A 14122-nucleotide genomic window follows, 5' to 3' on the forward strand; every position below is an offset into this window, starting at 1 on the left:
ATTTTATCTTCTTTTCTTGCCTTTACCCAAGTCATCATAAATCATAAACCTCTCTAAATCTGCTTTTATATCCTCATCAAGCGCTTCCCATATTTCTTTTTTTTCATAAAACCTGGACAAGTCCTCTTTTTCACTTTTTTGAATATCACGTATCAGGTAGTGATACCTTACTATTTCTTTTGTATACTTATTTATAAAAGGCCAGTTCTTAATTATTTGGTAACTTCTCTCTTCATGGTCTGTAAAACTGTACTCATTATAATCAATGTCCTCTTTGTCTTTTTTATACGCAGTAGATGGCTTGCCAATATCATGTAATATTGCTGCTGCAAAAAACTTCCACTCTCCAGCTTTTAACGTATAATATGTCACTCGAAGTGTGTGAACTAATACTCCATGTTGATGCCAATTATTTTGAGTAAAAAAAAGAGATTTTAAAAATGGTACTGACAAAACGTTATTATTAACTTTGTTCATATATTTTCCTTTGCCATCGGGTGACAAACATCGACTGTTTCTTTTAAATTTTGTTTTTGAATATGTGTATAAATCTGCGTAGTTAAAAGTGAAGAGTGGCCTAAAAGCTCTTGCACTACTCTTAAATCAGCACCGCCAGTTATAAGTGCTGTAGCATAAGAGTGGCGAAGTACATGTGGAGATACTCCTAAATACTTTTGAGTAATTTTATATGCAGAGATTCTACTTAAATTCTCACCCCTATAATTACACCAAATAAACTCATTTTCATATTTAAACTCATTCAAGTAGCTTTTAACAGCCTCAACTGCTACTTTTGCGATAGGAACTATTCTCTCTTTTTCACCCTTAGCATGTCGAATACGAAGCCACTCACCATCTATATCATCTGATTTTAGAGACAAACACTCACTTATCCTTGCCCCAGTTGCATATAAATAGATTATAAGAGCATAATCTCGAAGACCTATCCATGAACTTCTATCTATTAAATCTAATGAGCTTTGTATCTCTTTGTATGAAATAAATTTTGGAAGTAGTTTTGGAATTTTTGAGAGCTTAAGTTTTGTTTTTTCATCTTTAAACTGACTCTTGTAACAGAAGTCAAAAAAAGCGTTTACAGAAGATAGTTTTCTATTTAGTGTTCTCTTGTTTTTATATATACTTAATGCAGAAAAAAGAGTTTTAGAATCTATACTTATCAAAGGTTTACCAAGAGTGTCTTCAAGAGTGTTTAAATCACCTCTGTAAGCTTCTACACTTCTTTTACTAAGGGCTCTTGTAACACTTATGTACTCTACAAATGCCTCTAACTCGTTTGACATTGCAGATAGCAGCATAAGGCTATAACTACTCTACAGAAATATACTCATCAACAATATAAAATATCTTATCATTAATAAATATATATCCGTCATCTACATCTACATCATAGACTTTATATTCCAATAAATCTTTACTCATCTCAATAATATACCCAGCTTTTTCTAATACATATAACTTTTCAGAGGTAGTAATCATCCCAAGAAAATGGGCAAAAGGAAATTTAACCTTTGCATTTTCTTTAAGATCAGGCGTTAAAGCAACCACTTCACCCTGCTTTGTATTTAAAAAAATAGTTTCACCATCATCTACAACACTTCTGATATCATATTTTGATCTAATCTCTTTATTTGAAAAAGAGAGTATTTTATGTCCGGTAGCAGCTATAATTTTGTTTTCAACTAAGTTAAAATAGATAATATTATTAAAATAATTTTCACTACTTACAATTATAGTTCTTAGTTTCTTTTTGAGTTTTGAATTTATAATTACAACTTTTCCATCAAGAGTTGAAAATAGAATTAAATCATCTTGAAAATATGGTTTAACAATTTTAGAGTTTACAACTACAGCAGAGTCACCTTGTTCTTTTAAAAGTATAGATTTTTTAGATATAGAGTAAAGAGCAATCTCATTATCTATAAATAAAACTGCCAATATATCATCTTTAATACTTGCAGTAGCAATAGTTTTTTTAAGATCAAAGTTTTCAATTGTAGCACTGTTTTCAATTGACTGCAGTGTTAAATTTCCATCAATATTTGAACTTATAACCCAACCATCACTGTATCCAAGTAATTTATAATTTTCAGAAATTGTTATATTTAATACTTTGCCATCAACTAATACTTTTCTATCTTGAACAAGCGCAGCATCGGGCGCAATATTTTCTATCGTTACGTCACTACTCCCAGCCTTGGCCCAGCTATCTACAACAATTTCAGGTTCATATACTTCTTTAGAGCTGCATGCACTAAAGAAAATAGCTACTGATGATATTAAAAAGAATAATAAAAGTTTCAAAATATTACTTTACCCCGTAGTGTAGAAGGGCTTTTGCCAAATTACTCAATGAAGACTCTTGTGATATTTTCAAGAGTTTATTATGAGCTTCTTCTATTTTATTTGTATTTAGAAGGATAACAGCACTTTGAAGAAGTGCTAAATCTCTAAAAATTGCATCTTGTTTTGAAGCATATTCATTTAATGAGTCAGCATCATTAGCTAATTCATACTTCACTAAATCACTTATTATTAAAGCTTTTGAATTTTTAAGTTTTTTAATTGCTTCTAAATCTTTATCTACTACTGCTTTTGAAAATATCCAAACATCATACAAGTTAGGGCTTAAAGACTTTAATTCATTAAGAGCGTCCGAGTTACCAGCATCTTCTTGAAGCTTAATTAGCGCAACATTCGCAGCTGTTATTTTACTCTGCTCATTTGCATTATAAGCTATATTTGCGCCAACAACTGCAATAACAGCAACTACTGTTGTTATCATAAGGTTTTTATATTTTTTAACAAATCTTTCAGTTATAACAGCTTTTTCAAAAAACTTCTCTTCTGAATTTAGCTCCTCTTTTACCATATTAATATTCTCTTTTAAGCTCAAAAATGTTCCTTTATTTCATATAATTTTAAAAAGTTCAAAATAATATCGCATAGTTTGTTAAAGTTTCATCAAATAGATAGATTTTTTTTGTTACAATCATGTAAATTAATATATAGGATTTACATGCAAGTAGATGACGCACTATTAACAAAATTGGAAAAACTGTCTTTTTTAAAAGTTTCAGACGATAAAAGAGATGAGATTATAAGTCAACTATCTGAAATCGTAAGTTTTGTTGACAACCTAAGTGAATTAAATACTGATGGTGTTGATTCTAAATTTGCCATGAATGACGAAGCAACAATGCTTAGAGAAGATTCTCCATATTGTAACAACAAGATAAATGATGATATACTTAAAAACGCACCTTTAAGTGGGGATCATTTTTTTATTGTTCCTAAAATAATAGAGTAGTTATGATAAAAATTTATGGGATTAAAAACTGTGATAGTGTAAAAAAAGCACTCTCATTTTTTAAAAAACATAATTTAAAATATGAACTGCAAGATTTTAAAACAGACAAGGTTGGATATGAAAAGATATCTGATTGGCTCTTACATGTAGAAATGAAAACACTGTTTAATTCAAGAAGTACAACGTATAGAACACTTAATTTAAAAGAATTAGATCCAGATGATAACGCAAAAACAGAGTTACTCTGCAAAGAAAACCTTCTAATAAAACGACCTGTTATAGAGTTTAATAACAAAGTTCTAGTTGGATATAATGAAACTGAATATATAAAGGAATTGTTATGAGTGAAGAAAAAACTATAGACATAAAGAAACTACTAAAAAGTGTTTTACACTTTAATTCTTCAGATTTACACCTCGTTCCAGGAAGTGAGCCTCAAATTAGAATAGACAAGGCATTAAAACCGCTGAATCTTCCAATTTTAACTGCAAAACAAGTGGAAGAGATGGCATACTCTCTTATTGAAGATAAGCAAAAGAAAGAGTTCGAAGAAAATAATGAACTTGACTTCTCTTTTGAGCTTGATGAGATTGGTCGTTTTCGTGTAAATTATTACCGTACTATTGAAGGTATTGCCTGTGCCTTTCGTATGATTCCAATAGAAATACCACCACTTGAAAAGTTTAATAATAACCCAATATTTAAAGAGTTGATAAAAAAAGAAAAAGGCCTTATTTTAGTAACAGGGCCAACAGGTAGCGGTAAATCAACTACATTAGCTTCAATGTTGCATGAGATAAATATAACATCAAACAAGCACATTATAACCATAGAAGACCCAGTTGAGTTTGTTCATAAAAACATAAAATCACTATTTTCTCAAAGAGAGGTTGGTGAAAACACAAAATCATTTGCAACTGCTCTGAAATATGCACTAAGACAAGATCCGGATGTAATATTAATCGGAGAGATGAGAGATAAAGAGACTATTGGAGCTGCACTAACAGCAGCTGAAACGGGTCACATAGTATTTGGGACGCTTCATACAAACTCTGCACCAGCAACAGTTAACCGTATTATTGATGTATTTGATGCAGCGGAGCAGGCACAGATAAGAGCACAGCTATCATCTTCACTAATTGCTGTAGTTTCTCAGTCTCTTATGCCGAGAACTGGCGGAGGCGTAATAGCTACACAGGAAGTTCTTATAACGAATCCAGCTATTCAAAATTTAATACGAGAAGACAAAGTTCACCAACTATACTCTCAAATGCAACTAAATCAGAATGAGACCAAAATGACTACTCAGTCTGATCAACTTGTGGATTATTTGCAAAAACGACTTATATCAAAAGAGACTGCTATGGCAAGTTCTAACAGACCTGAAGAGCTTAGTAAAATAATAGAAAATTTATAAATTATATAACATGTAGAGTTTAATTTTTTCTAAGCCTTACCGCTAGACAATATCATTTTGATACGACAACAGAATATACTTTTCAAGATACTCTCTGTTATATTCCAACTCCTAAGTGCTATATTGCTATTATTATTAGAAACTAATAACAATAGCTTATTCGTTTATATAAAAAATTGCTTAAGACTGACTCAAGCTCCGCCACCTGTATCAGCGTCAAGGTCAAGGTAATGTTTATCATTACGAGGTATTGTTTCACTCATATTACGTGCCTCCTGAAGGGCCTTAATGACTTCATCAAGTTTATCGTAAGGTAAATGAACCTTCCAGTCGACATCCTCATCCCCTTCCCTTGAGATTCCTAAACTTACTACCGGACTGCTAAACTCACCGTATGGCTTTTCAATATGCGCGACACTTATCTCTCCACTTTTCGTATTCGGTAATCTTATTGTAGCTACTGCCAATATCTTTTTAGACATATTTTCTCCTGAATATATATTTCACTCAAACGGTAATCAATAAATGAATTCCTCCGAATGGCTTATCATAATATTTTACCATATAAGGCTGAAATTATTTTCATAATTTATATATAATTTCTGGGTAACAGCAAAATAAAGTAGAAATCATTAGATTTTATATATTAGATTTAATAATATTATAATCTACTCAATTATACTTGGAAATATAATGAAGGAAATGGGCACCAAAAACTATTTATAGAATACGTAATAATGGGAATAAACCTATGGAATGATTCTGATTATTTATTCAATTAACATCTACTTATTTGAAGCTCTAACATTACATCTTTTTTTTAATATTACGGTACTTAGAAGATAAACGAAGGTTATGATGGCCTGAATTAAGACATATTTTAACAAGATTTATAATTTATGTAGCATTGTTAAGATTATAAAATGCCTTTAAGCCATTAAACAAGAAGTAGTAAGGCATTTTAAGAAGTTTTAGTTTTTTCTAAACCTTACCATTTTAAAACGCTCGCCTAAAAAGTTTGGTAATATAAGCATTTTTGCTTTTTCCAACTCTTGTCTGTATATTTTTTCTTCCACGTTTGCCTCTAACATCTCTAGAAGCTCTAAAATACCCATATCTACTAGTGCTACCATTTGAGCTTTTATTTCTACAAATTCTACACCAGCATCTTCGTAAGCATCTTTAACATGTGCGAATGTAACATCATAAGTTATATCTGACTTTGCAAATAGTTCATCTCTTTTTATATTTTCATTAAAAAATGGAATAACTTCATGTTTAGCGTAAACTCTAAGTGAAAAATCTGGTCGTGCGGACATCTCTCCATAGTCAAATGTCATAAATTCAAATTTGTTACATGTAGAAGCCATCTCTTTAGCGAACTCCTCATAACCAACTGCTATTTCACCTCTGTCTTTATGATATTTTTCAGCCTTAGACTTTACCCACTCATTACCTTCATCAAACTCTATATTATGTCCATCTACTCTAGCAGTTTTGCCTTTATAGTAAAGCTCACAAGGGAAAGCATCAAATATCTCATTTGCAATAAAAAAAGCATTTTCACACTCTAATTCACTTAAAGATTTATAGTGAGTAAGTGAAACAACATCTCCGAATGACTCTTCAAAGTAACTCTTTTGAAACTCCTGCAGGTCATCAAAACGCTCGATAATAACAAATTTCAATGTAGATAATAGTTTTGGTCTGAGAGTATAAATAAACTCTATTACATCAGCTAAAAAGTAGCCATGATGAGCCCCTATCTCACAAACTGTGCCATTCTCAGATAAGAAGCCCTCATCAACCAATGAAATGATGTGTTTAGCTATGGTTCCACCAAAAAATTTACTTGTACTTACTGCCGTATAAAAATCACCACTTTTGCCTATATTTTTATAAGTTGTGTAATAACCATATTCTCCATAAAGCCACTCGGCCATATACTCACTAAATTTCATTTTTATACATCTCATAAAGTGTTAAAAGCTCAAGCTGTTTATCTAGTTCAAATATTTTAATGTCAGTTTCTTGAATATTTACAGAGTTTTGTAAAAGTTCTACATCATACAATGTCTTATATCCTGCTACATGTAGCTCATTAGTTTGTGAGAGCAATCTAATGTAAATATCTTTATTCTCTAAACTAAGTTGTTTTTTCTTCTCAAAATTTTCTATGTTTTGCATAACTTGTTCAAAAATCGCTTTCAATTCTCTTCTTCTATCTTCAATAACAACTTTAGACTTTAAGTAATCAACTCTTGCGGCTTCTATATCTTTAAAAGTGTTAATATCCAATGGCATATACGCTTTAACTCCATAGTTATAATAGTCTGTTGCAGGAGTTGTAGTATTTGTCCCAAAGACTGAACTTGATTGCCAAGTATAGCCTGCTGTCAAACTAACTTTAGGAAGATATTTTGCTACTGTTACATTTTTAGAATATCTATTTTTTTCTATCTCACTATTGGACATATTTAAAATTATGTTGTACTCTAAAAACTGCTCTAAACTTAAAAGTTTTAAGTCTGGAATATATGCATCCAAATAGTTCATATCACTAATAGCATTAAATTTTGAAATAATTCTCTCTTTGTTGGTTTGTATATCATAAAGTGACTGTATAGCAATATTTCTCTCAATAATAGCATTATCTAAAAATCCAGAATCAAGTTGTCCATTTAGATAGTCCTCTTTTTTTTGTGCAAGATTTATTTCAGAATTTTTTATTACAATATTTTGCTTACTCTCTTTTAAATCAATCTGCTGAATCTGCATTAAAAGTGATACTGCATCTTTGGCTAATTTTCTTTTTGCAACATCAATAGAGTAATTTGAATATATTCTAGATGCCTCTGCAAACTTAATTCCATAGTAAATTCCACCACTTTGAAAAATTGCCTGATCCATCGAAAGTCCAGCTTTTTCTTGTGTTTGCTCGTTATCATAAGGATTACTTTTAGAATAGCTATAGTTTAGATTTAAAGGAGCTATCCAAGAGTCACGAAGTTTAGAGCTTTGTACCTCATTTTTCTTATAATCATAATCAAACTGCACTTTTTTATTATCAGATATATACTCTTCTAGCTTCTTCTCGTCCGCTAAAAGAGAACTGTTACATAGAACTGATAGCGCGATTAAGAGATTTAAAACCTTCATCAATTTCCTCTTTTGTAATTGTTAGCGGTGGTAAAAATCTTAAAGTATTTTTTCCGGCTTTTAAAACCATAACACCATTTTCTTTTGCACTTTGTATTATCTTACCTAATGTATCAGCATCTTTTACCCGAAGACCACACATCATCCCTATTCCGACTTTTGAAGTAAACAAATTTTTATTTTCGGAGTAAAATTTTTCAAGTGCTTGATTAAAGAATATAGAAGTAATCTCTAAATCCCCGCTTTTTTTATACTCACTTAAGATATCAATAACTTCGCATGCAGCAGTTGCGCTTAAAAAGTTTCCACCAAAAGTAGAGCCATGGTCTCCATATGTAAAAACTTCTTTTAAACCTGTCATGACAACACCTATTGGAACTCCACCGCCAACACCTTTTGCTAAAGTCACAATGTCTGGTGTGATTTCATAAACATTTGAAGCTAAGAACTCACCAGTTCTATATGCCCCCGTCTGTACTTCATCAACGATAAGTAAAATATTTTTAGACTTCAGAAGTTTTTCCAAGGACTGAACTTCCTCTTTATTTTGTGGTTGAACTCCACCCTCGCCTTGAACAAGTTCTATCATTACAGCACATGTATGGTCATCAAGTAAACTCTCAACCTGAGCTATATTGTCAGCATAAACAAAACCATCAGGAAATGGCCCAAAATAGTTGTGCATTGACTCTTGACCTGTTGCTTTTACTGTTGTAATAGTTCGACCGTGAAATGAGTGTTGAAGAGTAATTATTTTATATCTTTTTATCTCCCCGTCTCTCTCACCAAACTTTCTAGCTATTTTAATAGCACCCTCGTTTGCCTCAGCACCACTATTTCCAAAAAAACACATCATATCGTAGCCACTTGCTTCAACTATCTTTTGTGCTGCAAGAGCTTGAGGTGCTGTATAATATAGATTTGACATGTGTGTAATATTTGAAAGTTGCTTACATATAGCACTGTTAACTCTCTCGTTCGCATGCCCAACACTCACAACTCCAATGCCTGAAGTAAAATCAATATATTTTTTGCCGTTAGAGTCAACTAATCTTGCATTTTTTCCACTTACAAACTCTACATCAGCCCTTGCATATGTAGGTAAAACATATTTTTTATCTAACTCAACTGTATCCATCTTCTCACCTCTATATTCTTAAATATACACATATTTTTATTATTTAATTTATAACAATATAATAGCACAATTATATAAACTTCTGCCAGTTTAAATAAGAAGAAAAGCACAATGTCAAGTAAGTAAATTCTTCAATTTTTTTTCTCCATACCACCATAAAAATAGTGCTGATGAGAAAATAATTATATCTAGTCCTACCCACATGGCAAATATACCAAGTCCTAAAGATGATAAAATTGTAAATACAATTATAGGTGCAATAACCTGTCTAAAGACGCTAACAGGAAAAATAGCATATGGTTTTGATATCCCTTGAAGCATTGCTATATAAATAAATATAACTACAAAGCCATAAGAAGCAAGTCCAGAAATACGTAGATATAGTGCTGTCTGTTTTATAACTTCATAATCTGATGTAAGAAGTGAAGCAAAATACTCTGCAAAAAGTAAAAAAGAGACAACACCTACTGTACTCATAACCCATCCATAGCTTACAGCTATCTTTACAGTTGGAGATATTCGTTCATAAGTTCTAGCACCGTTGTTTTGAGAGATAATTGCAAGTGTGGCAATATTGAGTCCTATTACTGGCATAAGAAAAATTTGCTCTATTCTCATTCCAATACCAAATGCGGCAACTGCTTCCTTGCCAAATGGCGCTACAAAATAAGTGATAACATACATGCCAAATGCCATCATAAACATGTTCACACTTGGTGGAAAACCCTGCTTAATAAGCTCAATCATTATTATTTTATCATATCTAAAAGCTTTAAATCCACACCATAGAGTAGTTTTTCTTACCATATAAAACAGATAAAACATAGTAATTGCTTCAGAAATGACTGTTGCTAATGCTATGCCAGCAACTCCCATATTAAAGTGTTTTATGAATATATAGTTTAATAATATATTTAAAAAAGCGGTTACAATTAGTATATTTCTAAATGACTTTGTATCACCGGTAGCATTTAGAATCGAATTAAAAAAGAAAGCTCCTATAAAAAAAAGAGCTCCATACAAAATAAGATTTATATACTCAATTGTTTCTACATAATATGATGGGTCACTCAAAGCCTCAACAAAATACGGAACACTGAGTACACCCAATAAACTCAAAAGTATAGATAGCAACAGCGCAAAAGCTATAGAGTTAAGCGCAATATTTTGTGCTTTAGGCATATCTTTCTCTCCTAAAGCATTTCCAACCAATGAAGTAACCGCTTCACTCATGCCGATAGCTATTGCTAACACCATGAAGAATACAGAAGCCGATAAAGAGAGTGCTGCAAGAGCTTGTGTGGAAATTATTCCAGCAAAAAATGTATCTGTAACATTAAATATTGTGTGGAAAAGATATCCTACAACAGCCGGTAGTGCAAGTTTCAAAATATGTTGTTTAATAACACCTTGAGATAGGTCTATATGCATTTTAACTTCTTTTTTATAATTAATTATTTTGTATTTAACTACCTATAGGATATAAGTTAACCTCTTTTGTATATTGTTGATGAAGCAGTAAATAATCAAGTTTATATTTTAATAGTTTATTTTGTGTCTCAATTGTCTGTATCTCTCTTTGATTGAGTATAAATAGAGTGCTCGAACCTAACTCATATTTTCTTCTCTCTAAATTTTCAAGTTTCTTTATAAGCTCTACCTCGTTGATAGAGTTTAATATATTTTTTTCCAAAGCATACAAAGAGGTAATAATATTTTTTAAATTAGTACTTAAAACAAGCAATAGCTTATTTTTGTTAGCATACAAAAGAGCAGCATTATGCTTATTTTTCAGTTTATTTGCACTGTACTTTCTCTGTTCAATTGGGAAAGTCATGTTAACGCTCACTTTATAACCCATTTGATCATAAGAATCTGAATCATTTTTAAGGTCATAAACACCGTATAAACCTACATTTAAATCTGGATATTTTAAAAGCTCTATATATTTTTTACTTAAAACAAGTTTCTTAATTTCATTGTTAAACATCTTAAAATCATATCTATTTTCCATAGCTATCTTCATAGCTTCTGTAAAATTAATGTTAGTTGTTTCTAATATTGGCAAATCAGGCAACATATATTTTTCATCAAAATCTTCTTTTGATATATTTAAAAATTTTAAAAAATTCAAAAACTGATTATCATATTTTACACATGCCGACAGTACTATCTGTTCTCTGTTTATTACCTGTTGCTTTACTTCAATCAATTGCATTTCAGAGAGAAGACCTTTTTTAACCCTTTGCTCTAAAAAAGTATATCTTTTTTCCACTTTTAAAAGCAGCTCTTTTGATACATCAAGCAAACTCTTTGTATAGAGGAGTCTATAGTAATTTGTCATAATTTCATAATAAAGATTTCTCATACTCTCTTTGTATTGAAAATCTGTTTTTGACACATCAATAGATGCTAGTCCAACATCTAATCTACGTTTATCTATCTGATTTAAAACACTTATAACAGGAACTTTTACACCTAAAAGAACTTCTCCATCCTCGGATGTTTTTATATTGTTATACTCCTGCGTTCCTTCAGCATACCTATATGAAACACTCATGTCAACCCCATTTTCCAATGGTTTTTCTAAGCCAAGAGTGTAGTATTTACCATAAGTTACAGGATACTCTTTCTCCTCATATTTTGCAACAGCCTTAGTATCATAATCTCCTAAAGCATAGTTTAATTTTTCTTCATATACATACTTTTTTCCCAAAGAAACATATACGTACGGGTTATCCTTTGTCAAATATTGCCCAATTGAATCTACCTCAAATAACTCTTGTGAAAAAACAGATTTAAATCCAATACATGTAAATATGAAAATTATACGAAACATTACTTATAATTCTCGCCATTATTAATCATAATTGGAGGTTGTGCATTATGCATTCTCCACATCTCATAACCTATAGAAACAGTAGACAATCTTACCCATCCGGTTGCCTCTGTTCCTATTTTTAATACTTCAGAACTTGGCCATGGCTCTAATGGATCTTCTACAATATAAGCATAAAAAACACCTTTTTCATGTGCAATATAATCGATTTTATCTACAACTCCACCAAAAGTACCAAACTTAATTTTTGGCCAACCAGAGACCTGCAGAGATGGCCAACCGTGAAACTGCACTCTTACCTGTAAACCTTTCTTGATTAATGGCATGTCAAGCAGTCTTACTTTAAGAAGCAGAGCTCTTTTATTAGCTTGAGGTGCAAAATGAACAACAGGCTCCCCTTTTTTCACATAAAGATTAGTATCATTTTTCAATATTCTCAAAGGGTAGCCATCTTTCGATGCGACTACCTTAGAGGTATTGTTTCGTGAAAGGTCAATTGATATTTTTTTAATCTCTTGCTCAAAATATTTTAATTTATTTTCAGAAGAAATTATACTGTTTTCTAAAAGCTTGATATCATTCTCTTGCTCTTTAATAAAACGCTCTTTCTTTTTTTTTCTAATCTCAAGACTTTTAGTTTTTATTTCTATATCTATTGTAATATTATCAAATATAACACCCTCTTTTATATACTCATTTTTTACAACTTCGTAAGTTCTTTTAGATTCAATACCTTCTAAATGCAAAAGCTTCACTCTCTCATAATTTGAAGTTGCAATTTCAAAATTATTTTTTTGTGAAATTTTTTTGCCATTTAAGCTTTTTAATAACTCTTCAATTTGCATAATTTCTTTATTATATATTTCCAAACTAGTCTTTAAATTTGAAAAGAGATTTTGTTTACGCCCGTGAGAAATTTCCAGACTGCTTTGAACATTTTTATGCTGAACTTTAATATCATCAATAATAGATTTTACTTTTTCTAAATATTGTGCATCTAAATCTATCATATCAAAAAGAGAATCTCCTTTTATTACAAACTTGTTCTCTTCTATATAATATTTTTTTATAAATCCAGATATCGGAGCCAAAACATTATATTCTCGTTGTGATGGCTCGTATGCAATAAGAGTACCTGTTCCTTTTGTAGTTTGTTGCCATGGAAGAAAAAGAAAAGCTATTAAGATTATAATAATGCCTGTTGTAGTTATTCTAGCTTGTCTAACAAAAGGGGACAGTTCTGTCTGTTTAAATGCTTTAAACTTCACTATTTTTCTCCTCTATGTCCAAAGAAGCAGATAATTTACCTATTTTATAATACCCTTCAATACCATCATATATATAGTCCAGCTGTTTTATGAATCCATTCAAAGCATAAATCAAAGATACAATAAGAATCTCTGCTGCAATAAATTCTCCAACTGGCAACTCTCCATTAATCACCAAATAACCTCCGAAAATGAAAAAGCTACTTATGATTACACCCTGAACAATGTAACTTAGTGCCAATTGCTTGAACACAACTTTAAAGTGATTTTTTCTAGCATTTACATAACCACCCATAATCTCATCAACTTTTTCTAATGTTTTTTCTTTTGAATCTGTTGTAGTAGGTATTTTTTGCAAAAAATAGATGGCATTATGCTTCATATCTGAACGTTTTATAGCGTAATCAATCCCGTTATTTCCTAGAAGAATAAGCATTGTAAAGTAAATAACTAAAATCGCGAGTGCGCCATAAAACAAAAAGGCACTAAAGATAAAAAGTAGTATTAAACTTACTAAAATTTGCATAATCAACCCTGCTCCGTTAAGGATAAAAACAGGAAATATTTTTTGAATTGTTGTTATATCAAAAAAATAGTTCATCAGTTTGTCTATAGGATATTTTGTACTAATATTTTTCTCTTTTAAAGCATACGCTTTTTGAGCGACCTCAAAGCCTTTATCAACAAATACCCTTTGCTCAAACTTTTCTATTATATATTCTTGCATAAGTTTCAAGAAAGTTATAGACATGAAAATAAATAAAATAATCGAACCTAAAACAACTACAGATATTGAGGCATGTGCTATAAGACTGTTAATTATAAATGACGATGTCAATGGAAGGGAGAGTGCTAATATACTCTCCAATAAACTATAATAAAGTATATAATACATACTTCTTTTATCAGACTTTATCGTATTTAAAAAACCTTCTAAAACAGCACTCTTAATTCCCATATACTTTTTTCCATT

General features: G+C 31.0%; 15 protein-coding genes. 3 read left to right on the forward strand and 12 right to left on the reverse strand.

Annotated elements, in window-relative coordinates; genetic code table 11:
* Positions 1–3: 3 nt before the first annotated feature.
* From HUE87_RS07550 to HUE87_RS07565, 4 genes are read right to left on the reverse strand one after another with little or no spacing between them, the layout of a single operon-like run.
* Positions 4–477: an HD domain-containing protein gene (locus HUE87_RS07550; RefSeq protein ID WP_194365591.1), complete on the reverse strand. Its 474-nt coding sequence runs from the start codon at positions 475–477 to the stop codon at positions 4–6.
* A complete protein-coding gene (locus HUE87_RS07555; protein WP_194365592.1) occupies positions 474–1301 on the reverse strand; it encodes a tyrosine-type recombinase/integrase in 828 nt (275 codons plus the stop codon). Before HUE87_RS07555 ends, HUE87_RS07550 begins: the two co-directional genes overlap by 4 nt.
* A gap of 25 nt (positions 1302–1326) precedes the next feature.
* Entirely contained in the window at positions 1327–2322 is a 996-nt protein-coding gene (locus HUE87_RS07560) for a hypothetical protein (RefSeq protein ID WP_194365593.1), read from the reverse strand.
* A 4-nt stretch (positions 2323–2326) separates the two neighbouring features.
* Complete coding sequence (locus HUE87_RS07565) at positions 2327–2914, reverse strand: hypothetical protein (protein WP_194365594.1); 588 nt, start codon at positions 2912–2914, stop codon at positions 2327–2329.
* Between the two features lie 123 nt (positions 2915–3037).
* Here HUE87_RS07565 and gatC point away from each other — a divergent pair, with 123 nt between their 5' ends.
* From gatC to HUE87_RS07580, 3 genes are read left to right on the forward strand one after another with little or no spacing between them, the layout of a single operon-like run.
* A complete protein-coding gene (gene gatC / locus HUE87_RS07570; protein ID WP_194365595.1) occupies positions 3038–3328 on the forward strand; it encodes an Asp-tRNA(Asn)/Glu-tRNA(Gln) amidotransferase subunit GatC in 291 nt (96 codons plus the stop codon).
* A gap of 2 nt (positions 3329–3330) precedes the next feature.
* On the forward strand, positions 3331–3672 hold the full coding sequence (locus HUE87_RS07575; protein WP_194365596.1) for an arsenate reductase family protein: 342 nt from the start codon (positions 3331–3333) through the stop codon (positions 3670–3672).
* Complete coding sequence (locus HUE87_RS07580; RefSeq protein WP_194365597.1) at positions 3669–4745, forward strand: type IV pilus twitching motility protein PilT; 1077 nt, start codon at positions 3669–3671, stop codon at positions 4743–4745. Before HUE87_RS07575 ends, HUE87_RS07580 begins: the two co-directional genes overlap by 4 nt.
* 191 nt (positions 4746–4936) lie before the next feature.
* Here HUE87_RS07580 and HUE87_RS07585 read toward each other — a convergent pair whose 3' ends face one another.
* The 8 genes from HUE87_RS07585 to HUE87_RS07620 form a co-directional block, all read right to left on the reverse strand.
* Positions 4937–5227: a hypothetical protein gene (locus HUE87_RS07585; protein WP_229855085.1), complete on the reverse strand. Its 291-nt coding sequence runs from the start codon at positions 5225–5227 to the stop codon at positions 4937–4939.
* Between the two features lie 489 nt (positions 5228–5716).
* Complete coding sequence (locus tag HUE87_RS07590; RefSeq protein ID WP_194365598.1) at positions 5717–6706, reverse strand: SAM-dependent methyltransferase; 990 nt, start codon at positions 6704–6706, stop codon at positions 5717–5719.
* On the reverse strand, positions 6696–7904 hold the full coding sequence (locus HUE87_RS07595) for a TolC family protein (protein ID WP_194365599.1): 1209 nt from the start codon (positions 7902–7904) through the stop codon (positions 6696–6698). Before HUE87_RS07595 ends, HUE87_RS07590 begins: the two co-directional genes overlap by 11 nt.
* Complete coding sequence (locus HUE87_RS07600) at positions 7861–9042, reverse strand: acetylornithine/succinylornithine family transaminase (RefSeq protein WP_194365600.1); 1182 nt, start codon at positions 9040–9042, stop codon at positions 7861–7863. The genes HUE87_RS07595 and HUE87_RS07600 overlap by 44 nt, the downstream gene beginning before the upstream one ends.
* A gap of 114 nt (positions 9043–9156) precedes the next feature.
* Positions 9157–10473, reverse strand: a complete 1317-nt coding sequence (locus HUE87_RS07605) for an MATE family efflux transporter (RefSeq protein WP_194365601.1) — start codon at positions 10471–10473, stop codon at positions 9157–9159.
* A 34-nt stretch (positions 10474–10507) separates the two neighbouring features.
* On the reverse strand, positions 10508–11881 hold the full coding sequence (locus HUE87_RS07610) for a TolC family protein (RefSeq protein WP_194365602.1): 1374 nt from the start codon (positions 11879–11881) through the stop codon (positions 10508–10510).
* Entirely contained in the window at positions 11881–13149 is a 1269-nt protein-coding gene (locus HUE87_RS07615; protein WP_194365603.1) for an HlyD family secretion protein, read from the reverse strand. The genes HUE87_RS07610 and HUE87_RS07615 overlap by 1 nt, the downstream gene beginning before the upstream one ends.
* Positions 13139–14107, reverse strand: coding sequence for an ATP-binding cassette domain-containing protein (locus tag HUE87_RS07620; RefSeq protein WP_194365604.1), 969 nt, complete (start codon positions 14105–14107; stop codon positions 13139–13141). Before HUE87_RS07620 ends, HUE87_RS07615 begins: the two co-directional genes overlap by 11 nt.
* Positions 14108–14122 lie beyond the last annotated feature (15 nt).

The organism is Candidatus Sulfurimonas marisnigri, from assembly GCF_015265475.1.
In the GTDB taxonomy this organism is placed as follows: Bacteria; Campylobacterota; Campylobacteria; order Campylobacterales; family Sulfurimonadaceae; genus Sulfurimonas; species Sulfurimonas marisnigri.